The organism is Haloarcula sp. CBA1131 (genome assembly GCF_008728975.1).
GTDB classification, from domain to species: Archaea; Halobacteriota; Halobacteria; order Halobacteriales; family Haloarculaceae; genus Haloarcula; species Haloarcula hispanica.
Genome location: NZ_RPCY01000004.1, coordinates 286,600 through 310,424, shown reverse-complemented (window position 1 = coordinate 310,424; position 23,825 = coordinate 286,600). Strand labels below are relative to the sequence as shown.

Sequence of the window (23,825 nt, the reverse complement as noted above, 5' to 3'; positions counted from 1 at the left end):
GATGACCACAGAAGAGCCATTATACCGATTGCACGAAGACGGCAGACGACTCGTCGGGGAGAAGTTCCTCAAAGACGAGGCTTCGATAGACGAGGCAGAGCTCGCAGAACACGTGGAGCCGATGTCAGGGAATCCTACGGCCGATCTACAGTCACTGGATGTCGCTGTAGACACCGTATTGCAGGAGTATTCAGAGTACGATACGGCGATGGACGGCGAACTGGCCAGAGGAGTCCATCAGTGTCTGGACATCACACCTCGTACTGCCGGAGACCCTGGGATGTGGCATTGGCTAGCAGTGAAACGCTATCCCGAGTTCGTCCGGTATCGGTGGAAGTATCTCTCCGAAGAGGCGATGCGGTAGAAATTCCTGGGCGCTGGATCGGACCTGTATTCGAACGCGATTCACCGACTGTGGTGGATCGCCAAGTTGACCGCCGACGGAGACGATTACAGTCTCACGGAGGACGTGTTCGGCAATCAGACGATCGTCAACAAGGTGTTCGACAGGTGGTTCGCTCGGTACCAGCCAGCTGTCGTCGCAGTCTGTGACGTTCTCGCAGACGAGCCCTCGAGTGTGATAGACGAAGCGACTCGAAGGTTCAACCACGCCCTGACGAACGTCCAGCTCGAGGGACTCTCCGAGGACGAGGCCCGTGAGATGATCGCTCGAATCGTAGCGGATATCGATTAGGCGAGTCCGAAGAACCAGATTCAGCTCCAGTCTATCCCAGGTAGTGGACGGCTCGCCCATCGGCCGCTCCGTCTCGAACGTTCGATTAAGCAGGTACCAACTCGATACGCTTGTGCAGGCTTATCGGTCTATCTGCCGCTCTAAAAGTTTCAGTCGGGACTTGGATCGTGCTAACCGCTCTTCGAATGTGTCTTCGCTCCCGTAGATTCGCCATCCTTCATCTCTCTGGGCTTGGAAGTCTACGGCATCTTCTAACAGTTCCAATCGTGTCCATCCGTTCCAGAAATCTGAATCGTAGAGGGCTGAGGACCGATAGAACGACTCCATGTGAAGTACACTGAGTCTCGTATAGAATGCGACGATGCTCAGGTAACCACGCACAGCGATCTCGAATGACTCGTCGTAGTCGTCCTCACTGTAGAATGGCTCGTACTCCCCTTCTATGTGGAGGGTTCGGAACTTCTCTTCGTTCCCTGCCCCGTCGATCCTCTCTAGAATTATCTCCTTGTTAGACGGCTTCATTTCGAGAGGGGGAAGATCGGAGGCGTCTATCGCTCGTTGCAGTGACGCTTCGCTCCCCACACCACCACCGTTCACAGCCTCGTTGTCTGGTAAAATAGAGGGGTCCTCTGGTCCCTCCGAGTCTGTCTCGACGATGTTTGAACCACCACCTCCAAGCCTCTCTTTCAAATCTTCACACTCGAGACATTCGTATTGATTCGGGAGTGGGTCGCTGATGGTCGTTTCACAGACCCGACACTCCCGAGTCTGATGCCGGCTATCTTCGTCGTCTTCACGCATGTCGGGCGGGAGATTACTGTGATGCTCGGTCCGGGGAGGCGAATCTTCACCTGGCATATCAAAGTCGGTATGCAAGGGTGCTTAATTTGGAAGCGTGAAAGGTTTGGTGCTGGTTGGACTAGCCAGTCGGACCTCGGCTATCTGTGAACGGATCGCGTTAGTGTGAATACCAACAGCGCAGCGAATATCGCGCCGAATACTCCTTCGATCATCGCGATAGTTTGTCCAACTTGAGACGAAAGCTGTGGTGTGGTGGAAAATATCAGTGTAGCGAACGAACCGATACTGACGAGCAGCGCATCCAGAGGACCATCTACTGACGCCGGTTGTACGAGTAAGTATATCAATGCGAATACGAATATCGTGACCAACAACGACCCGATAGCCCGAAGTGGGCGTTCACCGTATCCGGCTGTGAGGCGCAGTGTCGCGTTCTCGAGCCACCTTACCCATCCCAAGGACCTAGAGCCGGACTGCTCTGCTGCGTGCAGGATCTGTCTATAATGCATTTCGCGACGGAAGAATTCGGACGCGATTTTCTTCGCACCAACTTGATTAGCTCCGTTTTTCGCTTTCAGATACGTCGTCTGTAAATCTTCGACATCAGATCTGGTGGCTGGCGGCGTGAACGTCTTTTCGTCCCCCAAGCGAGGGTCGTCTGTCACCTGATTACGGTTATCCCTCGCCGAGTCTCCATGTTCCTTCCCGTCCTTTCGTGGCCCGTCACCCTCTCGTTCTGAATCAGTCTTTTCGACGGACAGCTCTTCATTGGCAGCGAGTTTCCGACCAGCTGTCATAGTTTTATACATGGAGTTGATAGGCCCCATGAAGAACCAGATCGCTCTAAATATGGCCGAGTCGATAGGTGGGGACTGTTCAACGGTAGGTATGGCGTCGTCTATGACCGGATCGTGAATCTTCCATTCTTCTTGTTTCAATTCGGCCTGATAGTCCGAGAATTCGAATCCCGAAAACTGGGTCCCCTGACAACGGAGATGTCCGTATAGTTCGCCGTCGTCACTCTCGAACGAGACGTCCCCGAGCTTCGTCCGAGTGAGATCGGTGTCGTACAGAGAGTCGCCAGTACGCTCAATCTTCCCAGAGGCGATGTCTGCTCCTGCAAGATCCAGTTCTATCGCTTTCGCTCCGGGTGTTTCGACATCTTCGATCAGCAGCTCTTCTTCTATCGTCGCTTCGGCTAATGAAATCCCAACCCGGGCTCTTCCTCTCTCGATAGAGAGACTCTCGGTGAAGCGGACTCCCGATGCATCTATCCGTGTTATTGTCCGCACATTCTCCAAAGAACAGCCACTCAAGAAATCAGCATCTTGAAGCCTGAGCGAGCCATTTTTTAGAAAAAGGTCTTCCATGAAACAGCCTCCTCTGACTTGAGCGTCGGACAGATAGATCTCGTCGACAATGAAATTCCGAAGTTTCAAGCTTCCATTAAATGTCGCTTCACTCAGATTGATTTCGGAACCAGGTTGCCCTTTCTCTACCATAAACTCACTCTCGAATCTCGTGTTGTCGGCCGACAAGGGCCCACCTATCGTAAGCTTCTCACATTTGACTCTCGCATTGAACCGAGACCCCAACAGTTGCAACCGACCACCGACGGTGACGTCGTTCAGTTCGACCTGTTGGTTCGTCATGATTTCCTTGAGCAGAAGATATCTATCGAGCTCGTCGCTCTCGAGATGAAGTTCACCTTCGATCGAAGTTTGAACGAATTCGATAGACTCGGCTTCGAGATCGAAGAGACGCACATCGTGTGTGTTGCTCGAATCTATCTTGAGTACAGAAACTTCGACGTACTCGATGTCGACATCTTCAAGATTAGACGACTCAACGATGATATCTCCAACTATGTCTGAGTCCTCTATCGCAAGCTTGTCATCCAAGTGAACGTCTTTCAACTGGAGGGGATTGTGGATATCGGAGTCTGCGATGGTCACTGGTCCGTAGATGTCTGCCCGGAGAAATCCACGACCTCGTCGAATCCCCCTAGCTCGGCCAATTCTGCATCGTGTATACAAATCCCCTCACGGAAGGTAGTATCACTCATAGAGACGTCCCCGAAGACTTCAGCACCCTCGAACGATACTTTGTCGCCGAATTCGGCTTCCTTGAGGCTCAGGTTACCCCCTACATCAACTTCGTTACAGTTTATCCCGTTGTGGAACGTCGCTCCGTCCAAAATCAGATCCCCATCGACTGTGACGTCTACCAAGGAAACTGGACGATCGAATTCTGCTTTGCTAAGGTCTAAGCTCCCAGAAATATCGATGTCGTCACAGATGAGCTCTGAATCGAATACCGAATTTTCGACCACGACATCACCCTCTACGTTCGACCCCGAGAGATCTAATGTTCGAACGACTTCCGAGGATTTGAGCGATATTTCTCTGGCATCGACTTCACGAAGGTCAAGGGGAAACGAACAGTTCGCCGCAAGTTGGGTGTCTTCAAACTGTATCGTACCAAATTTTGCACCCGCAAAACAGGGCCGTTTCTCTTTACTGACGACGGGGCGGCCATCCGGGGCATCTTGGATCTCGTCGACGAACTCCTCTAGAATTTCTTCGTCGGTCTTGGCGCTCTGAGGGCGGTGAAACACGCACTTTTCATCTTCGTCGTCGACCGTACGCCCGCACGCTAACTCCGCGCCGTCGGTCTCCGTCTCGTGGCCACAATCCGAGGCATCGGCGGGCGACATACTCCACAGGAATAGAGTCCAATATATAAATTCCACCCAAATATTATGATATGTAGCGTAATCGTACCAGATTAGTATCGGTACGTACTCTACCTGCAAAATCGGCGGAAGATATATCTAACCTGATTTTAATTTTTTTACAGATGGGCGACTCTATCCCGAGGCTCGCAGAAAGGTGTGAAGGCCGCGAATTCCTCGCGGGATTCTTCGAGGGCTGGATAGAACACAACGACCAAGTGGTCGATATGGGCCAGACCGACAAAGCGCTCATCGAGAAGACACTGGCTCTCCTAGAGAACGAACAAGACCTGCTTATCATCAACCCTTTCAGCTATTCACTCGTCCCAGCACTAATAGCAGCGTCTTACACGTTCGTTGCTGATACCAGGACCGGTTCAGGGGATGCTCAATCGACGGGGAACCCGCTGCTTCTCTTCCCGAAACAAGGCTATATCGGCGATATCGAGTCCTTCAGTTACAGCGATATTGTTTCTGGTGAAAGTATCGTCGACAAGCGTAATATCAGTGACTTAGCTGACTTCGAGGGTGGAAACACGGTCTATCGAGTGACCGACGAGTCGGTGTTGGGATCGTCTGAAAAAGATATGGAGATCGGTCTAATGTTCGTCGATCTCCGGAAAGATCTCTGGCAGAACAACGTCGCAGAGTTCGAAGCATTCACGCGTCGTAATCGAGTCACGACCGTCGTGTACTACTCCGACGAACGGAACTTCGCTACGGCGAACGTCGCGGAAACGGTCAACGAAGAACTCGAAGTCTCTCGGTCGACGATAGCGGAGACCGAGACCGAGTCACTCGGCGAGAATCCATCACGGGCTCGTACGGAAGAGTTCATCGTCAACCAGGGGGTCGATATCTCTATTACGAGTGTCGATCCCGGTGATCTAGAAGAGTTGTTCGACGATTTGTACGAGGCGCGACAGGGCCTGCAAAATGCAGCTCCTGACCTGTACGCGGTTCCCGAAATCAACAACCTACTGGTGGAGCTTGCGGTCGAACCATCTGTTTACGACGAACAAGTCAAAGAGAATTTTTACTATAGCTCTACATCGCGCCTGATCGAAGGGCTGCAGGAGGCTCGTAACAGAGCCGAAGAGACCGTCACTGGGAGGCTCGACGAGTATTGGAGGCTCGCCGACGACCTCCGTGCCGAGTTAGAGAAACAGAATCCGAAAAAGAGAGTGCTAAAGAACAGAGTAGAAGAGGCGACCGAAACCGCTGAAACAACCGTCTTCGTCGCCAGAAATCAGATGCACCGAGACGCTATCGAGCGAGGTTTATTTTTGGACGATGTCGATATCGGCGACAACGTCGAACTGGTGACGAAGGCGGAGGTCAACCCACGTCCGGACACCAAGCACGTATTCGTCAACCTCCCTGGGTTCAACCACCCTCTCTACGAGTTTCCACCCTCTACCGATGTGGAGTTTCTGGTCTATCCGTTTCTCAAAAACGTCGTGGAAAACGAGTTGACGAGTGATGGGGCGGACACAGATGGCGACGATTCTGGTGCCACGAGTGAAGTCGTTCGTGTCGAAGATAGTGAAGAGATCGGTCGGCCGGATACCGTCGAGTTCTCACGTTCGGAGATCGAGGTGGACGTCGCTCGATCGTTGGCGACGACCGACGGCGATAGCCACTCTGAGGGGCGAGGGTCAGAGGGGTCAGCGATAGAAAATATCGAGATCGAATTTAGCGACGGAAGTACCCAAGAGACTACCCCTCGGTCGATGATGACTATTCTCGACCCGGACGCAGACACGGTTCGTCGTCGTCGTGCACGAGACTTGCGTCCGGGTGACAAAGTGGTCATTCTCGGTGAAGCGGCTACCGACTTGTACGAGATTATAACCGAGCACCAGCACCAGAAAGAGTCGATACAACAACGCGAGATGCTGATAGAACGCTGGCGAGAGATTCTCAACGAAGCGCTCGACTCGGATTATACTACCGACGAAATACTGCACGAGTTGCAGGAGAGAGGATCCGACTTACAGACAACCGCAACCATCGAATCCTGGGCAGAGGGGGACACGCTCGGACCGCGTAGCCACGAAGACGTTCACTTGATTCTGGAGATCGCACGCCCTGGATCTGAAGGTGCATCCAAAGACATTCACGAAGCGATGAGATATATTCGCACTCTCCATCGACGCATCGGAAGACGAGTTCACAGAATTGTCGAGGCAGAGATAGATCCGAAGAAAGAAGCACGATTCGAGAGCGGTATCGGCAGTCAACTTAACAACATAGGAGATAAAATCGACATAAAACATGTGTCCGACACAAAATCAGTTTGACAAAACTAACCGGGAGTTGATGGACCGGACTCTGAAGAAGGTGCGTGGGAGATATACAGATTATTGCGCCTTCGACGAGCCACAGAACAGTTATTTCTTGTCGAGTCTCGCCCCCAAGGCGTCTGGCGAAGAAGGTCCCTTCACCGAGTCACGTCCAAATCTCATCGGGCTAAAAGTCAAGCCAGACCAGCAAGAACGCTACCTGGATCTCACTGTCTCGTTCGAAATCTATCTGCCGTCGTTCCCGCTTCGTTCCGAATACGAGGAGCTCGAAACCGGGAGTAACGGAGATTCTGGTCGGAGTTTTCGAACCGATTCGTCTTTCTACCGTAGAGTGGAGTTCGAATACGAAACCGAGATAGACACGAAGGCAGTCGGAACGGAAAATGACCCCTGGTACGAGGACGCCAGTTCCGATATCACCGAAGACATAGGCGAGCAACTCGAGAATCTCGTGGAAGAATTTTCCGAGGAGGACATTCTCGTTTTGGACCGGCCGGAGGATACAGATGTGGACCTCTCGGACCCGGACCAGTTCCAGGAATATCGAGATAGGTTGTCGGAAGACGACATCGATCCGCCCCACTGGGAGCTCGAATTCGAAATAGACGAGCGGAACGACGAGATGTCTCTCCGGCTGTACAACGAATCTGACGAGGATACCGACGGAGAGGCAGATATGTACGTTTTCAATCCTACAATAGGCCTCGAAGGTGTCTTCAACCACTACTCGCTGAGTCTTATTCCGGAAGAGTTCCGATACGATCGGAAGATCTGGGGGAAAGGTGAAAACTGTTCAACAGACGACAGTGGTCTCGACCCAGCCGGCAGGAACGAAACTGTACGGGAAGGATGGATAGAGACCACGGCTGTCCCAGAATATCAGTCGAAGCGATTCAAACAACGGGAAGAGCATATGGAGTATACTCGGTTAGAGAAGCTCTCCGATGGCGATCTCTTCTTAGATGCTCTCGTGGGTCTCGAGGACGAGATGAACACGTATCACTCGAAGTGGGTCGGAGAGAGACAACGAAAGATCGCCAGTGACCTCTCCAACGAAGAACTAAAGCAGTTCGAAGAATCGGCAGCAAAGTTCAAAGACGAAATCGACCGATTCCGCGACGGTATCGAGATACTTCAGTCTGAAGAGGACGCTCGGAAGGCGTTCCTGCTGATGAATCGTGCATTCCGTAACCAGGACACGGAGATGGATGCCTGGTATCCGTTCCAGATAATCTTCATCGTCTCCAATATCGGATCCATCGTTTCAAGGGAGTACCCGCGATTCGAGAGTGATGCTGACGACGAGGCCGAAGTGCTTTGGTTCCCTACTGGTGGTGGCAAAACGGAAGCGTACCTCGGACTCATCGTCTTCAGCCTTCTATTCGACCGGATTCGCGGGAAGGAGCGAGGAGTGACTGCTTGGATCCGCTTCCCGCTCAGACTGCTCGGTAAACAGCAGAAAGATCGCTTCCTCTCTATCTTACACGAGGCGAACAAAATTCGCGAACAGGAGTTAGATGTCGGTGAACCGTTCAGTGTCGGTTACTTCGTCGGAAGTCACGATACCCCGAACAGTATCGCAGACAGCGGCCGGAACAACTACTGGTCGACGTTTCAAAAAGACCAGAACGCCCTCAGAGACCAATGCCGGGTCGTCACCGAATGTCCGGAGTGTGGGGGCACCGTCGACGTCGAATTCGATGCTGATGTGAACAAGGTGTACCACTTCTGCACCGACGAGGAGTGCGATGTCGACCGGTTACCTCTCTACGTGACCGATCACGACATCTACCGAGAGATTCCATCCGTCCTCTTGGGAACTCTCGACAAGATCTCCATCGCAGGAGCGAATCCGCGGTTCACCAACTTGCTCGGAAACTTCACTTCGAAGTGTGAGGACCATGGTCTGGGCTACGCTGGAAAATGCCCCGAGAGTAGTACACTGAATTGTTCCGACGATTCAAAGCTCGAAGACGTCGAACCAGACCTCTACGACCCGATACCGTCTCTCCACCTCGTAGACGAGGTTCACTTGCTAAACGAGGAGTTGGGTGTCTTCGCAGGCCAATACGAGACTCTCTACCAGGAGCTGTGCCGGCAACTATCGGACGACAACTCCGAGCCCAAGGTGATCACGTCTACAGCGACGATCGCAGATTACGAACAGCATATGGATAACCTGTTCCTCAAAGATGCAAATCGGTTCCCAGAGGAGGGTCCGACGCTGAAGGAATCTTTCTACGGCTACGTCGACGAGGACGACCCCGAACGCCGATATATCGGTATCACTCCGGTCAACAAGACCCACATATACGCCGTCTTGGACCTGGTCAAAAAGTACCACCAGACGATTCGAGATGTCCGTGAGACCGGTCTCGAGAGTGTCGATATCGATGAAGACGTTCTCTACGATATCCTGGATTATTACGAACTCAGTGTGGTCTACTTCCTGAGAAAGACCGAGAAAGATCGGTTCCTTCGGAGTATGGAGAACCAGATAAACAAAGAAATGGAAAACGACGGGTACGAAAGCAACCTCTCTACCCAACAACTGACTGCCGACGTGGAATCGACGGACGTCCTTGACGAACTTCAGGATCCAGATGGCGACTTCGAAGACCGGGTCGACACTGTGGGCGCTACGAGTTTCATCGGCCACGGTATCGACGTCGATCGGTTCAATATGATGTTCTTCTTCGGGTTCCCGTCAGAGACGTTCCAATACATCCAATCCAGTGCCCGCGTCGGCCGAAAAGTCCCGGGGACTGTCGTCGACGTGTTCCGACCGTACGACGAGCGAGACAAACACCGCTACAAGTACTTCGAGAAGTCCCACGAGTACCTTCGTCGATCGGTCGATGCGGTCTCTATCGACCGCTGGTCGAAGTTCAGTTTGGAGAAAACCTTCCCAGGGGTGTACGAGGCGCTCTTGATGCAGTATTTCCGGCCGATCATGCATCGTGAATACGGAATAAACGTCCAAAGCTCGAGTCAACTCGAAGACGTGATATCGGCCCCCGACCAGTATCCCGAATTCAATCGGGAAGAGTACGAACGGCTGTTAGAACGATCCTATGGGCTCCACAAACGTAACGACGAGTACTTCGACAAACGCATCGCAGAAAAGACAGAGTCCTACTGGGATTACTGGCTCAAAAAACTTCGACAGAGATCCTATACGACGATCAAAGAAGAGCCTATGATCAGTCTACGAGACATCGGCGAACAGGTCGAGATATCGCCTGATACGAGCGAGATACAGTTCTACAACGACATGGTGGGAGGTAACTAACCATGGAACGAAAGAAGTCTCAGCTACTGTTCAACTTCCTCCCAGACGATACGTTCAATCACTCGCGGAACGGGACGATCGGCCGTATCGGGTGGATATACGAAGACCGCAAGTCGAAGGTGAGCGACCTTCCGAAGGGCTACCTGCTCCGGCGAATCCGACCGTACGTTGAGCAGTGGCCCAACGACGTCCCTCTGCGGCCGGACAACGTGGATCTCGTCTCACCCGACGGGGCCTCCTTCGATATCTTCCCGAGAGTCTTCGAATGTCGGAGTTGTGGCGCCTGTACAGAGTTCAGTGAGGACGATATCAAATCGGGTTCCTCACCGAGATGTGGACACTGTGGCAAAGAGTTCGACGACACGGAACAGCTCCAGTTCGTCACCGTGTGTACTTGTGGCGCGTTAGATTCAGTCCCAGTCCCCTACTGCTCTTGTGGACATTCGTATCCGCGCTTCCGACGCCCGACTTCACAGATGTCGGACTCGTATTGGGAGTGTCCAGAGTGTGGGGATTATATCGGTGATGCCTACACGGCACTCGACAACTGTCGATTCTGTGGCGATCGTCAGCGAATCAAAGTCCACTCCTCCTCTACGACTTTCTACCCTCAGAAGGCTAGTTTCGTCAACGTAGAAGACCAAGACCTCAACTCGATAGCCCGAAGCGACGAGTTCCAAAAGCAGAAGATCGTAGATTATCTGTTAGATCAAGACCAGGCTACGCAGTCCGACGAAACCGAACTCGATGTCGACCAAGACGTCCTCGACGCACTCGGCGTTACCGAAGAAGAATATCTGGACAAGAAAGAGGAGGTAAACGAAGAGCGCCAACAGGAACGGGAAGAGGCTATGGAGTGGGTCGAAGACACGTTCGACGACCGCCGTAGACGAGCGGTGAGCGAAGAGGTATTCGAATTCGAGTCGCTCGTCAAGAACGCAGATATCGACGCGACGTCACTCGAACAGCTCCAAGAAGAGGCCAAGAGTCGGAAAGATCTCGATCCTGCTGTCGTCGACCAGTACAAAGACGCGAGAAACACTTTGAACATCGACTCTGTGCGGATGATCTCGGACTTCCCCATCACTACGGTCGTGTATGGGTACTCGCGACTCAACCCGGGTCCAAACGAGGACTCTCGGCTCAACACGTTCCACGGCAAGAACGGAAACGACCGGATGTTCGCACAGACTGCCGAAGAAGAGGCGGTGATGTTCACTCTCGACTCCGAAAGCGTGTTCAAATGGCTGCAGGAGAATGGGATCGTCAACGAGTGGCCAGACGAGGATCTCGATAAGTGGTTCTTACGAAATCTGCGCGAGTATCCGTACTACGAAGAAGTAGATCCAGACGACGACTCCGAGATCGCGCGGCACACGCTGACGCTCCTCCACACGATGTCTCATACGGTGATGTCTGCCATAGACGCTCTCTCTGGATACTCGAAAGACAGCCTCGTCGAGTATCTCCTGCCACACACGCTCAGCTTCGTTATCTACAAACGGTCCGATACAGACTTCAGTCTCGGCGCGATGCACACGCTGGTCGAAGATCGGTTCCTTCGATTCGTCGATTACATCAACAGCGACGCAGAAGTGTGCATCTACGACCCAGTCTGTGAAGAAGAGGAGAACGCCGCCTGTGAAGACTGTCTGTTTATATCTAACATCTCCTGCGATAACGGCAACCACAATCTGAGTCGGTCGACGCTGTACGGTGGGAAATTCGACGACGGCGATATCGAAAAAGGCTATCTGGACATCCAAGTGGCCGAGGACGGCACGAATGTCGGATCTTAGCACGGTAGTCGACCATCTCGTCGACGTTAGCACGTCGACAGACGATGTAGATGCGGTTGTGGCAGCCATGGAGTACTTAGAGGCATCTGGGAACGCCGAAGTCACACCTGAGGAACTCGCAGAGATGTTCCAACAGGCTCTTTCCCACTCTGACAGTCGGTCCCTCCTCTACAGTATGGAACAGGCGAATATAGTGACCGACGAAGGGCTGGACAGAGAACGTCTCGATATCGCATCTGGAGCCGCGAAAACGGCTGTCGCCACCGGTCGCCGTCCGGAGAACGACGTCGTCGTCAACGTTCCTCAAGGAGACAATCCGGATATCGGGAAGTCTCTGGGGAGTTTAGTCGTCCGCCTGGTAGAGCTTATCGCGAGTGCTCAGGAGGAGATCCTCATCTTGAATCCATTCTTCACCGAGCAAGCGTTTGGAAACGTTGTCCGTCCCGTCGTCAACGCCTTGGATAGAGGTGTAACGGTGACACTCGTCACTCGGTACCTCACGTACGGCTCTGACGAGGATAGTCGTGAGTTCGTTAGAGAAGTGTCTTCGGAACGTCAAGCACTCGGCGGAGAATTAGAACTATACGAGTACATCAACCCCGAAGAAGAGAGTACTGCGACCATACATACCAAGATGACTATCGTCGATCGGGAACGGGCGTATCTCGGAACGGCTAATCTCACCCATAGAGGCCTGCACGACAATCTCGAAGTCGGGGTGATATTCCGCGACGATACGGTCAGTCAGTTCGTCAATTTTGCCGACGAACTGCGTGAATCGAGATACCTCCACAGAGTCGAGTTACGCGACGACGAGTTCGTTCGTGTTTGAGCACCCATCACTTTGTTAATCGATACGGCCCATCTCTCGGTAAAATTCAATTTGCTGATAATCACAACCTTATATATAAACTAGTATTCACGTTACATAAGTTATTAATAGAGATATTGGGGAATATCCACACGCGAGCTCAGTTACTCAGACACTATGTTCCTGGAACTCTACACAGGATAGTCCGATACGACCTATCAAAATACAATATGAGCAAACCGAGCCAATTCTTTATAGCGTCCGAAGATGCCGGGGTATTTACCCCGGGCGACTATCTTCTCGGGTTGGTACGAGAGTCAGACGACGGGGACCCGATCGTCTTGACGGGTGGGGCCAAATTAGACGTCGACCAGGGAGACCCAGGTGACGTTCATTACCTCCGAGTCGACGACTTCTCGACGACCCGATACGGAGCGAACAAAGGAACTGCCAGTGTCGTCGATATAGAGTCGTACTTTCGAGCTGCCGAAGACTTGACGAGGGCGATCTGGTACAAAGCTGCTGACAGCTGGATCCCCGCAAATCGAGGACCTGTAGAGCACGAGCTTCTCAACGGTCTCTCCACCGAAATCACTGCACAGGAGCCGCTCGATATTTGTTTCCCAGGATTCGATCCTCGGGCTGTGATCCCTGTCGCGGTCGAATTGTTGTTACACCCTGCTATAGATGGTAACGTCGGACTCTACTCGCCAGGAACACAGACACACTGGGGCGAAAAAGGAGATATTCGAGAAGAGTACGAACGGTACGGCCTTTCACGAACCTCCGATGGCAGTGATTCGGTGAAACCTCTCCAGAAGTCTTTCCTACCGGGTACGTCTCAGACGGAGTCATCAAAACCCACGATGAGACGCCTTCGAACACCTGCTTGGTCTTGAGTAAGAATCTCGACGACTTCCACGATCTAAACGGTCTAAATGCGATAATTCTTAACCACATCTCTCGAAAGCGGGCAGACGACGATGCCGATATCGAGAAGCTCACGGCAAACCATCCTAATACTCCCGTGGTTCGTCTCTCTAGTCCGCTGACCAAAATCGAACAGAACGGTGCTCCTGCGTACCAGCCACCAGAAGGTCTATATTCCACCTTGATACGACCGACACCAGAGACTCTATCGGCCGTTACAGGCTCGCGAGATTCGATCGAGATGACGCATTCGACTTCGTTGTCGGGATACTTCCCCGACGATGACGAGGAACTGGATCCACCGTTCCCACCGACGAGCACCGACCTTCTCGGATACACAGATCCAGCAGATATCGTCGTTTCGTCCGTGGAGGCCCGGAGTATCACGGACGAACTGAAACTTCTGTTCGACCAGTTTCACACGTTCAGAGACGTAGAATACTACGGTGCCGCGAACAAGGTATTCAACGCACAGATGTTCTTCGAACGGCTCGCTCTCCCGTTACGTATCTACGACGAAAAGATAGAAGAACGCTCCCTCGAAGGCGAAATATACCTCCCAAAGACGTCGGCCGAGTATCTCGAAGAGTTACGCGACCATCGGATAGATGGCGGTGGTGGCTCGTTACTCGAGTCGACGAAGGCCGTCGAAGCACTTCGAGATTTCTTGTGGGACAGCTGTCCGATGTTCGATGAGATCGTCGCTACAATCGACGAGTCTGTTCAGGAGGGCGACAGTGTCGCCGTATTCAACGGCTCGAAGAAAACCGGCGAACTGCTCAGTGAGGCCCTCTACGACGAGAGTGGTGTCGACGCGGAACTATTGGACGAGCACTTGCGTGTCGTCAACCAGGACACCGTACGAGACATCCCACCAGTCGAGACACTGGTTTTCTGCGGCCTCCAGCGACCGGGACACGCGTCACTCTATTGCCACCCACGTGTGGACGAGACGGTGATCTTCACCTATTCAGACTGGATGCACGGGACCATCAAGGACCATGTGGATGCTGCGATGGAGCGATACAGAGAATTCACAGGACTACCGGACCATCGAATCCCGACGCCAGAGGTGCACGGACTGAGTGACGCCGAACCCGACGATAACGGGCCAGATCCATCGTATCCAGACGAACAAGACGGTCCTGAGGACGACCATGATCAACCGAAAGACGAAGATACCGTCAACCTTCCAGATGGGCTTTCGTCCGAAGACTTGTATCGGCTAGAGGACTTGGTGAGATTATCTCCGACGAAAAACAGTGAACTCCGAGACGAATGGGGACTAACATCTGGGAAGGAAGTCTACCAGTACCTCGCGTCGAATCTCTCTGAGTATTACCGCCGCAACGAAGAGCAATTGATCGTCCCGACCGGTCACGGTCGTGACCTCGTGGAAGAACAGTCTTAGAACGGGCAGAATCGAAGTTCGGAAGGAGAACAATTGGGTCGGTGAAGACGCAGTTCACCGCTTTGCAACTACTGCACACCATATCAGTGCGGACAGGATGGTATTCACCTCGTCGTCGTTTTTTACCAATTCTGCTCGTGCAGCAGCAGACGAATTAGGAATCGAGACATGGAACGGTGAGAGGACAGGAAATTTGTTTTCGGAAAAACGAGCACCTTCCAGAATGAACTCGTGCTCATCCTTCGCATGTTTTAATTTATCGAAAACCGGCACTCTCGATTGGACGCGCGAAAGGTGCTCTCCCCTCTAAGCAACCTCTGGATACTCCGTCCGCCGTTCAACACCACCGTAGAAGATCTCGTGAAGATCTGTTATCTTTTCCGCCGCGGCCCTGACGATGTCCTCGGCTGATTTATCCGTGTCTACCCCCAACCGATACGAAACCGCTTGAACTGGCCTTTGCCGCCTTCGTTCTCAATTAACCTGCTGATCTCTTCAGGATCTGTATGGTAGGTTGGTTCCTTTTCAGAGTGCAGGCTATTCGCAGATGCATGGACCTCCATGTCGTTTTCTTCGACAAGATTTGCGATCTGCTCCGAATATTGGTTGAAGAACGTTCTTGCAGTATCATCCTTGCTGAGATAGGTGTTCAGCTGGATGTAGAGCTCGTTGTGTAATGCAGGGACGACAACTGCAAGATACCAACCATCCCAAGAGGTGTTGTAATCGATATCTGCATCGCCGAAGTACTCCTTCGGTTGGTACGCGAAAATATAGTACGAAGAGGCGAGCGATTGGTAACTGTTCTTTTTGATCTTATTGAGATTTTTTGCGTCCGGCTGTAGAAGTCCCTGTGCTTGTTCTTTTTAGTGTAGAGACACACCTCGTCCACATATTTGTCGACCTCGAAGGCGAGATCGACGGCGTCATTCTGGTGGGTGACGAACCAAGCTTCGTCTCGTTCGAACGGTGCGAATCCAGTGAATCGCTCGTAGCCCCTTGTGTTTGAATAGGTCGGACATGAGTTGGTCGCGCTCGCGGCCTTTCTTCCCGGCAGAGACGTACACTTCGTCGATTTCGATCGGGCTGACGAGATCGAGGGAAGGCGCATCGAGCGCTCTGGCGAAGCGCTCGATGCGCCGGTGTATCGCTTTGTGTGTTACCTCGATTTCGCACTGTAGTTGACGAAGACTCGTGTTAAACTGGAGAAACGCATAAATTGAGAACAGCCACCGCCGGAGCGCAATCTTCGAATGAGCGAAGATTGTGCCAGTCTTATCGTTGAACGTACGGTCGCAATTCTTACAGAGATATCGTTGAAACTCTCTGTAGCTGCCGTTTCTGACCGTCCGGTCAGAACGGCAGCGAGGACAGGTAACACCGTCACGCCAGCGAACCTGTTCCAGCAGGTCCGCTGCGACCGATTCCGACCCAAACACATCTAGCGGAATCATTCGTGTCAGGCACCGCTGACGCGGTGCCCTTGTCCTCTTCGACTCCACAGCTACGGCTCAACAGTATCAACAATCTCCTACGCAAGAGCGGGAGACGTTTATTGTTTACCACCCTTATATCGGATCATGGGCGGGAACACCTAGACACGGGACGAGTACTTGATCAACCTTGATCTGTACTTTGATCACCCAGAGGATGTAGAAGATGAAGAAGACCCGATAGACGGTTATATTCACTTAGTGATAAGCTGTACCTCGGCATATTTCAAGGCGAAGGATCAACGGAAAACGAATTTTCGCTCAGTCTGCGAATTTTTGAGTCGGGCGATCAGATCAAGAGAGACGTTTAACGAGCGATCGGACTTCGTCGAAGGCAGCTTCCGCTTCGTCAACAGTCGTATGATACTCACTTCCGATCAACTCCGTAAAACCAGGTCGGTGATAGTCAGGGCCTGCGGTTTCAGCAGCTTCGACGTACCACTGAGAACCTCTGTGCTGGAGAGACACGACTTGAATAGGTACGTCCGTGCCAACGAGATTAACCTCGGAACAATCCCAATCATACTCACTGTCGTCTAACTCACGGACCCACTGGTATCCGTCAGTATCAAAGTGCTCCCGCTGCCAGCTACGTCCGTTTATCACGATTGTTTCTTCAGGGAGATCCTCTTCGGCGTATTCCGCGCTCATAAGACTACCGTCACATCCAATGTTCTTATGGATTGTTGTCGGCTATTCTATCTTATCTTCACACATTCAGAATCTATCTGAAAATCCAGCACCTCGCATCTCCCACTATTCCTGCAACTCGAAACCGCACTTTATGCAGTACCGGTCACCAGCAGGGTAGCGACAGTTCACCAGCTAACGGGGACATTCACGGACCCTTCGTTTGAGCAATCACCTGACGTCTTGGATGACCCGTCTCGTGAGGTTTCGCGCATCCTCTTCGGATAGCGCTTCAAGCTGGACATTAGTCAGGGCGTGATTGAACCGTCGTGTGGCTTCGTCAATGACACCCGATCTCTCGTCAGCAAGTTCGTCACAGATAGCGACGACAGCTGGCTGATACCGTGCGAACCACCGATCAAAAACCTTGTTGACGATCGTCTGGTTCGCGAACACCTGCTCTGTTAGGGTGTAGTCATCTCCATCGGACGTGAGTTCGGCGATCCACCATAGCCGGTGGATCGCGTTAGAGTAGAGATCAGAGCCGGCGCCGAGAAACTTCTCACGCATCGCGGCTTCGGAGCGGTACTCCCAGCGATGGCGAACGAAGTCTGGATACCGATCAACCGCTATCCAGTGCCACAGACCAGGATCACCAGCGGTCCGCCGCGTGATATCCAAGCACTGGTGGACGTCCTCAGCAAGGGCACCGTCCATCGCAGTATCGGTTTCAGAATACTCGTTCAAGATTCTCTCGACACTTGAGTCAAGAGTCTGGAGATTGCCCATCGCTCCACTTGGCATCGGTTCAACGTACTCGTCTAACGCCTCGTCGGGGATTTTCGCCTCTCCCTTCAGGAACTCTTCGCCAACGAGTCGCTGCCCGTCTTCGACTAGTCGATATAGTTGATTTTCTTCTGTCATATCAGATTCGGAGTCCTTCTTCCATGAGGTTGATGAGTTGTGTTCTCGGGTCAATGTACTCCTGTAATTCTCGATCGATTCGTTCCATCAAGTGAGGTAACGTCTCAGGGTCGTCAACGTCCGCTCGCAGTTTGTGGGCAGCTTCAGAGATGTCGTCTACCTCGTAGAGGTTTCGAGCGAACGTCTCAACGACAGTCTGTTGCCACTCGTGTTCAACGTCACCGTCTTCGTCAATTGCACAGGCTGCCCGAACGATCAGCTGAGACCAGACACCGTAACTGATCTCGTCAAGAATCACGTCTCGCATCCGCGCTTCGGCCCCGACCGAACCTTGGCTCTGGAGGATATCGGTGATACGAGGGTGATCCGAGTTTATCCACAGTTTCGGGCGTTTCTCGTTACGGAAATCAAGGTAGTAGAGCTTGTCACCCTCTGGAAGGTGAGCCGCGCGTGAGAAGCTGACCTCTTCACCGTCAATCGCTGGCGGTTTCTCTCCAGGTGGAAGATCTACGATGACGGAGTAGATTGTCCCGCTAGCCAATCTGAAGTTCTTCTGTCCAGCGTACTGTCCATCAGTAGATCTATCTCGTGTTCGTACGAGGTACGGGCGCAGTTCGATCGTCCCTCTGACCATCTTCTTCGGTATATTCACCGTCGCGTTGTACGAACCAGGGCCGGTGGGTTCGTCAGATACGATCGCCTTCTCACGGTAGATCGTCTCGTGGCAACGCACCGCGACGTAGAGTTTCGCTGGTGGCGCATCACGCTCTGACTCGGGAAACACGTCTTCGACAGTCTCCTCCGGGATGTCTAAACGTCCGAACAAGGTGACCTTCCCCCAATCTTCACTCTCCTCTGGCGACGGGAGCGTCTGTGTCAAGTCGATTTCGGTCTGACCTGCCTTGAGATCTAATCTCTTCGGTTTCGAACCATCTACGGAGTACTCTTCCAGTGCGAAGTCAAGGCCACCGTCTCGGTATTTAAACGGGAGGGTCGTACTCCTGTGACGTTGCGTGTGTTTAGTCAAGATTCGTCACCTTCCGTGGTCTGGATCTCCGCCCTGATCTCGATCTGTGTCTCACCGACTTTTCCGCTCAGCATATCTTCGTTGTCGGTCGCATGAGAGTGGCCTTCGAACGAGGCGTTTTCCGTACTCGCCTCTGCCACTAACCGAACTGTCCCGTTCTCGTGAATCTTGGTCACGTTTTCGGCGTCCACAGAGATCGATTCGACGGGGATCTCGTCGTATCTCGAACCGTCTTCGCCGATACCCGTGAGCGATATCTCGGCAGTCCACCCCTGGAAATTTTCCACGATCGGTTCGATTCGACCCGAAAATGTCCAACGCTCACCGTCGAACCGAGAAGAACTCTCTATGTCGAATACTTCTGACGGGGCAGAGTTACCCGTCGCCCTGGGTGCCCCGTTTCCGTGGATCGGGAACCGGTTCAGTACGTTGTCAGAGAGGATATCTGTGCCTCCGTTACTCTTGGCAGCGAGGTGACGGAGGCCGTCACGCATCGTCTCAAACATGTCCTCAAGAGCCGTCCTGAACCCACGCTGGTACTGTTCTCGTAGATTCTCGGTAGACTCCCACTCATCGTGTTCGGGAGGTTCGGCGAAACGTAAGAACCGATCAACCTCTTGGTCGGGGTCGGATGGTGGGAAGTCGGTACGTGCCTCCCCGCTGGCGAGTATAGCGTGGAAGTTCCGGTCACCGAAGGCTACTCGGCTCTGATCGTAGTACTTCACGACCATCCCTGCACCTCTGAACAGGGCCACTCTGTTGAGGTAGGTGTCGTCGTCTGCTGGAGAGGCCAAGCGAGCAGCCAGTCGGACTTCGCCATCTGGAGTCTCGGTACCGTCTGCCCGTGGAGGGATGTTCAGCGGGATGTCGAGTCCCGCGACGTCACCAGGACTGTCGAGCAACTCGTTCTCCGTGAATCGAGACTTGAAACACTCGAGAAACGGTCGGATGGACGGGACGTCCTCCGTCTTCGCTTCGTACGTCTCCTCCGGAGTCTCAACAGTGACCTCAAGATCGTCACGGAAGATAGCCGGCCAAAAGTACTTGACCGAAGCCTCAACGAACTCTTCCGCCAAGTCTTCGATGTCAGGTCGTTCGTCTCGAGTAGGGTCCTGGAAATCGACGACCATGGCACTAGTACCACTGGTGGCTGGGCGTCCGACGTGCAGTCGTTCGGCGAGCTGTTCCGCTTTCTCGCCCCGTATCGACATGGGACGGACACCGTCTTCCGTTTGCACGGGCTCACACAACCATCCAGCACCTTGATACGTAGTGTCGTCGTCCGGCAGTTCGTGGGTCGGGAATTTCGACCGCGCGATCACCCGCGGCCCCTGAGTACTCCCGGACGACTCCATCGGATAGGAGTTGAATACAACCGTGGAAGCTCCAGAGAACGTCCAGAGGACCGACTTGCCGAGCCCGTAGGATCCACCGGCAGTGTCGTCCTGTTTGCTGCTGTACAGCTCGTCTCGGACGAGAGCGGCGTAGTTAGAATCCTCTTCCCAAGTGCCTGTGAGCCCCGTCGTGTTCCTGTCCTCTACGATTAGAAGATGTAATTCAGAATCGGGGTCGTCTATCTCGCCTACGAGGTCGTCGTACCTTCTCCCGTGTTTGGCACGAGAGACAGCATTCAGGCGACCCCTGAGTCCAGATCCCCAGTCTAAAGTGTCGAGGAATCTCTCTTTGTCCTCACCAGATAAGGTGACGAACCGAAAGGTGACTCGCACGGGATCTTCGTTGTCTAGTCCTTGATCGTTCGCGTTCTGTAGCACCTCTCGGACGAAGGCCTCAGAGTCGTGATCAACGGAGTGTTTCGTCGGATCGTCTCCATATCGCGGAGCACCAGGACCACCGCTGAAGAAGAACCACTCTGCTTCGCCCGTTGTGTCGTTTGGCTTTCGAGTCATTATTTTAGAATAGATATATCGTCGTTGTATTGGGTGACCTCGATAAACGTGTCGGTCTCATCCATCCTCATCTGCCTACGTACGAGCCAGTCATCACGTTTCGTCTTCTGACAGTAGTAATCACTCAAATATCGGTAGTTGATCCCAGATGCTTCTGATTAGTCCTACTTCCGCGGTTTAGTTTGAACGGGTAGCACGATTTTCTCGAAGGACGGCGCAGTCTATCGGTTTTGATCGACGAGTTGGACAGACCCCCACCGATGCAACACGCTTCGCCGTCACACCGACGTGGGAATATCCAACCGCTGAAACGGCACAGACGCTGCGGAGAGACGCCCTCTGTATCACGCGAAAGCGATCCCAAAAACGGCGTCGGCTAAACCGCGGAAGTAGGATTAGGCAGACAAGTGGACAACTTCCAGAACACGTGTTCGTCTCACTGTTGGTTCTGAACTTTGTCCATCTTACACTGGACACACAAGTCGTCAGCGAAACACGCGACGTTGTCGTACGGGCAATCGTGTTCTTCTACTTCGACCGACAACCGGCGTTTCGCGTGTTTCCACTCGGTCTCCCAATTGTCGATATCCATATCTACAGAGTCGAACACAACATCTCCGTCTCTGTCGATTATCTTGATCACCGTCGTAGAGTAGCGGTTGTCTCTGACCACTCCGATAGCTTCGTTGTAAGACGAACATCGGACGTCTTCTCTTCCCTCGTCGTCGTCCAAGAGACGAACTGTGAGTGAGCCGTCGTAACTCTCGGTGGGCTCGGAATCGTTCGACATACACATCTGATTATAATTCTATCACAAAAACCCACGGTCGGTCCGGTGCACTAGCACTTATGATGTGCTACTAGGAAATGATGGTATGAAGATTACCGCGGTGGACCTCTTCTGCGGCGCTGGTGGCCTCAGCTATGGCCTGGAGCGTGCAGGTATCTCGGTGAACGTCGGAGTTGACAAAGATCCACATTGCAATCACGCGTATGAGCAGAACATCGATGCCGAGTACAGGCAGACGGACGTACGTCCCCTCTCACAGGATCCGGAGCGTGTCGCGAGGATGTTCCCTTGGGACTCTGACCTCGACGTCCTCGGTGCTTGTGCACCGTGTCAGCCATACTCGACGATGGGTCACTCGAAAGACAAGACACATGAGGACCACCAGAAGTGGGGACTACTCAAAGATGTCAAGAAAATCGTTGAGTACGTTGAACCCGACGTCGTTGTCACCGAAAACGTCCTCCAAGTTCGAAAGGATGACGTCTACGACGAATTCGTACAGACTCTCGAAGACCTCGGGTACCACGTGAACGACGACGAAGACAAGAAAGTCTACTGTCCAGAGTACGGGATCCCACAGAATCGGAAACGCTGGGTGATGATGGCCTCGAAAGAGGGACCGATATCTCTCCCAGATCGGCTTTACGAAGACGAATCCGAGTACCCTACTGTCCGAGAGACGATCGGGCACCTCCCGCCACTCCAGGCTGGAGAGGTTCATCCAGAGCACGGCCTCCATCGAGCGCGAACTCTCTCCGACAAGAATCTCGAACGTATCCGGAACATGGATCCTGGTGGTGACTGGCGACTCTGGGAAGAGGAAGGGCTAGACCACTTGCTCGCAGACTGCCACAAGAAGTCCAGTGGTCGATCGTACAAGGCTCCGTACAGTCGAATGGAACCAGACGAAGTCGCGCCGACGATCACGACCCAGTTCTACAACTACGGGAGCGGTCGGTTCGGCCACTACGACACCGATCAAGACAGAGCACTCTCGCTTCTAGAGGGGGCACTACTACAGACGTTCCCAGAAGACTACGACTTCTACGACGAGTGGGACAATGTCGGTGTGAAGAACTTGGGACGGCTGATCGGGAACGCGGTCCCGCCTCTACTCGGAGAATACATCGGCAGAGGGATACTCTCCCACGTGGGTGCTGAAGTACCCGCAGTGAGCACCGGGGTCGCCGACGACTGACGTAACCAGACCCGTTGACACACACGCTCTCAGTAATAACCACCTAACCGTTGGGCCTTTCTTCGGGTGGCCACCAGGGAATGCGTTTGTTGTGCTTTTCCAGGAACTCGGCGGAGGACGGCTCTTGAGGCAGGCTGATTTTCTCACCCGCCCGGTCCAGAAGCGTTCTCTTCATGAACTCGTCGTCAGGCTCAAAATCGGGATTCACCACCAACTCCCCGTCACCAGTCAGTGTAAAGAGATTGAGGTCAAACGCACGATGGTGATTGTAGCAGAGCAAGAGCCCGTTCGCGGGGTTACCTCGGTACACTTCGTCGTCGCTCCAGTCAAGGATGTGACCTGCTTGGAGGAGCCCAACCTCCGAGATATTACAGAGCACACATTCGTCGCGGTATCGCTCTCGGATCGTTGCTCGGAAGTCGGACTGTCCGATCCGCGACGTCGTAGTTGAGATTGTCTCTCCAGTTTCAATCTCTCCCTGGCTGCCATCGTTAACGTCCCCCCCAGTCCGGTCTGGTTCGTCGTGACCTCCCTCAAGACGTTCGCGAGCACGCTTGGCTTCCCAAGCGAGTTCGTTCTCATTCCCATAGAACTCTTTCCAGATCTCGTAGCAGGCCTCATTGTAGTTGGTAAGCCCTTTCGTTCCTGATGGGTCCAAAGCCCGATAGTTGCCCAGGCGCATTGCGACTGCCCCTGGACTACGGCCGATCAGCGCGGCAATTTTTTGAACAGTTTCGTCTGAGGAGTCTTCGAGGTAATCATCCTGGTTCAAGTAAAGGTCAAGTGTGACGAGATATTCATCACGGTCCCACTGTTTTCCTGGCATAGATTCACTCCGGTGACCCAACTGCTGAATGAGAGAACTCACGCCTCCATTGTCAATCTAACTAACGTATTTTTCATTACGGATCATTATATTCTTAGCCAGGACACGATGGAGCAAGCAATTCCATACTATTCTCATGGCGACAATCACGTTCAAGCCGTGCCCGAACAACTCTCGCTGCAAACAGCTCAGTCAGTACCCCCTCGCAACAAGGGAACAGATCGCTAAGTAGGGATCTGGACTCAAAATTTG

The 23,825-nt window shown here is 53.0% G+C and carries 16 protein-coding genes and 2 pseudogenes; 8 read left to right on the top strand and 10 right to left on the bottom strand.

Annotated features, from left to right (window positions below):
- The first annotated feature begins 1 nt into the window (after position 1).
- Positions 2-694: pseudogene (locus Har1131_RS19190) on the top strand (DUF6339 family protein).
- Positions 695-814: 120 nt separating this feature from the next.
- Here Har1131_RS19190 and Har1131_RS19185 read toward each other — a convergent pair.
- The 3 genes from Har1131_RS19185 to Har1131_RS19175 all read right to left on the bottom strand — a co-directional run bounded on the left by Har1131_RS19185 (position 815) and on the right by Har1131_RS19175 (position 4,211).
- The gene (locus tag Har1131_RS19185) at positions 815-1,552 is read right to left on the bottom strand and encodes a hypothetical protein (RefSeq protein WP_151147648.1); all 738 of its coding nucleotides are present in this window, start codon (positions 1,550-1,552) and stop codon (positions 815-817) included.
- A gap of 80 nt (positions 1,553-1,632) precedes the next feature.
- Complete coding sequence (locus Har1131_RS19180) at positions 1,633-3,450, bottom strand: MFS transporter (protein ID WP_151148273.1); 1,818 nt, start codon at positions 3,448-3,450, stop codon at positions 1,633-1,635.
- On the bottom strand, positions 3,447-4,211 hold the full coding sequence (locus tag Har1131_RS19175; RefSeq protein WP_151148271.1) for a hypothetical protein: 765 nt from the start codon (positions 4,209-4,211) through the stop codon (positions 3,447-3,449). The genes Har1131_RS19180 and Har1131_RS19175 overlap by 4 nt, the downstream gene beginning before the upstream one ends.
- Positions 4,212-4,354: 143 nt before the next feature.
- Here Har1131_RS19175 and Har1131_RS19170 point away from each other — a divergent pair, with 143 nt between their 5' ends.
- The 6 genes from Har1131_RS19170 to Har1131_RS22815 all read left to right on the top strand — a co-directional run bounded on the left by Har1131_RS19170 (position 4,355) and on the right by Har1131_RS22815 (position 15,088).
- The gene (locus tag Har1131_RS19170; RefSeq protein ID WP_151147654.1) at positions 4,355-6,532 is read left to right on the top strand and encodes a DrmE family protein; all 2,178 of its coding nucleotides are present in this window, start codon (positions 4,355-4,357) and stop codon (positions 6,530-6,532) included.
- 97 nt (positions 6,533-6,629) lie between these two features.
- Positions 6,630-9,827 carry a DEAD/DEAH box helicase family protein gene (locus tag Har1131_RS19165; protein ID WP_191907497.1) on the top strand — a complete coding sequence of 1,066 codons (3,198 nt, stop codon included), beginning with the start codon at positions 6,630-6,632 and terminating at the stop codon, positions 9,825-9,827.
- A 2-nt stretch (positions 9,828-9,829) separates the two neighbouring features.
- Entirely contained in the window at positions 9,830-11,626 is a 1,797-nt protein-coding gene (locus Har1131_RS19160) for a hypothetical protein (RefSeq protein ID WP_151147660.1), read from the top strand.
- Entirely contained in the window at positions 11,613-12,458 is an 846-nt protein-coding gene (locus Har1131_RS19155) for a phosphatidylserine/phosphatidylglycerophosphate/cardiolipin synthase family protein (protein ID WP_151147663.1), read from the top strand. Before Har1131_RS19160 ends, Har1131_RS19155 begins: the two co-directional genes overlap by 14 nt.
- A 1,150-nt stretch (positions 12,459-13,608) precedes the next feature.
- Complete coding sequence (locus Har1131_RS19150; RefSeq protein WP_151148270.1) at positions 13,609-14,778, top strand: DUF5797 family protein; 1,170 nt, start codon at positions 13,609-13,611, stop codon at positions 14,776-14,778.
- Positions 14,753-15,088 (top strand): restriction endonuclease, encoded by a 336-nt coding sequence (locus tag Har1131_RS22815; RefSeq protein ID WP_151147669.1) that lies wholly within the window; start codon positions 14,753-14,755, stop codon positions 15,086-15,088. Before Har1131_RS19150 ends, Har1131_RS22815 begins: the two co-directional genes overlap by 26 nt.
- Before the next feature lie 715 nt (positions 15,089-15,803).
- Here Har1131_RS22815 and Har1131_RS19140 read toward each other — a convergent pair.
- From Har1131_RS19140 to Har1131_RS19115, 6 genes and pseudogenes are all read right to left on the bottom strand, one after another.
- Positions 15,804-16,232: pseudogene (locus Har1131_RS19140) on the bottom strand (transposase); the annotation flags it as partial.
- Positions 16,233-16,565: 333 nt separating this feature from the next.
- Entirely contained in the window at positions 16,566-16,922 is a 357-nt protein-coding gene (locus tag Har1131_RS19135) for a hypothetical protein (protein ID WP_151147675.1), read from the bottom strand.
- A 210-nt stretch (positions 16,923-17,132) separates the two neighbouring features.
- Entirely contained in the window at positions 17,133-17,825 is a 693-nt protein-coding gene (locus Har1131_RS19130; protein ID WP_151147678.1) for a DUF6339 family protein, read from the bottom strand.
- Position 17,826: 1 nt separating this feature from the next.
- A complete protein-coding gene (locus tag Har1131_RS19125) occupies positions 17,827-18,852 on the bottom strand; it encodes a hypothetical protein (protein ID WP_151147681.1) in 1,026 nt (341 codons plus the stop codon).
- On the bottom strand, positions 18,849-20,759 hold the full coding sequence (locus Har1131_RS19120; protein WP_151147684.1) for a hypothetical protein: 1,911 nt from the start codon (positions 20,757-20,759) through the stop codon (positions 18,849-18,851). The genes Har1131_RS19125 and Har1131_RS19120 overlap by 4 nt, the downstream gene beginning before the upstream one ends.
- 436 nt (positions 20,760-21,195) lie before the next feature.
- Positions 21,196-21,549 carry a hypothetical protein gene (locus Har1131_RS19115; RefSeq protein WP_151147687.1) on the bottom strand — a complete coding sequence of 118 codons (354 nt, stop codon included), beginning with the start codon at positions 21,547-21,549 and terminating at the stop codon, positions 21,196-21,198.
- Positions 21,550-21,634: 85 nt separating this feature from the next.
- Between Har1131_RS19115 and Har1131_RS19110 the strand changes: the two genes are divergently transcribed.
- Positions 21,635-22,747, top strand: coding sequence for a DNA cytosine methyltransferase (locus Har1131_RS19110; RefSeq protein WP_151147690.1), 1,113 nt, complete (start codon positions 21,635-21,637; stop codon positions 22,745-22,747).
- A 43-nt stretch (positions 22,748-22,790) separates the two neighbouring features.
- Here the strand turns inward: Har1131_RS19110 and Har1131_RS19105 are convergent, their stop codons facing one another.
- Positions 22,791-23,573: an HNH endonuclease gene (locus Har1131_RS19105; protein ID WP_151147693.1), complete on the bottom strand. Its 783-nt coding sequence runs from the start codon at positions 23,571-23,573 to the stop codon at positions 22,791-22,793.
- Positions 23,574-23,825: the final 252 nt, after the last annotated feature.

Coding starts and splice junctions, on each gene's coding strand:
- Har1131_RS19185 (WP_151147648.1), bottom strand. CDS start 1,552: ATGCCAGGTGAAGATTCGCCTCCCCGGACCGAGCATCACAGTAATCTC.
- Har1131_RS19175 (WP_151148271.1), bottom strand. CDS start 4,211: ATGTCGCCCGCCGATGCCTCGGATTGTGGCCACGAGACGGAGACCGAC.
- Har1131_RS19170 (WP_151147654.1), top strand. CDS start 4,355: ATGGGCGACTCTATCCCGAGGCTCGCAGAAAGGTGTGAAGGCCGCGAA.
- Har1131_RS19160 (WP_151147660.1), top strand. CDS start 9,830: ATGGAACGAAAGAAGTCTCAGCTACTGTTCAACTTCCTCCCAGACGAT.
- Har1131_RS19155 (WP_151147663.1), top strand. CDS start 11,613: ATGTCGGATCTTAGCACGGTAGTCGACCATCTCGTCGACGTTAGCACG.
- Har1131_RS19150 (WP_151148270.1), top strand. CDS start 13,609: ATGACGCATTCGACTTCGTTGTCGGGATACTTCCCCGACGATGACGAG.
- Har1131_RS19135 (WP_151147675.1), bottom strand. CDS start 16,922: ATGAGCGCGGAATACGCCGAAGAGGATCTCCCTGAAGAAACAATCGTG.
- Har1131_RS19130 (WP_151147678.1), bottom strand. CDS start 17,825: ATGACAGAAGAAAATCAACTATATCGACTAGTCGAAGACGGGCAGCGA.
- Har1131_RS19120 (WP_151147684.1), bottom strand. CDS start 20,759: ATGACTCGAAAGCCAAACGACACAACGGGCGAAGCAGAGTGGTTCTTC.
- Har1131_RS19115 (WP_151147687.1), bottom strand. CDS start 21,549: ATGTCGAACGATTCCGAGCCCACCGAGAGTTACGACGGCTCACTCACA.
- Har1131_RS19110 (WP_151147690.1), top strand. CDS start 21,635: ATGAAGATTACCGCGGTGGACCTCTTCTGCGGCGCTGGTGGCCTCAGC.
- Har1131_RS19105 (WP_151147693.1), bottom strand. CDS start 23,573: ATGCCAGGAAAACAGTGGGACCGTGATGAATATCTCGTCACACTTGAC.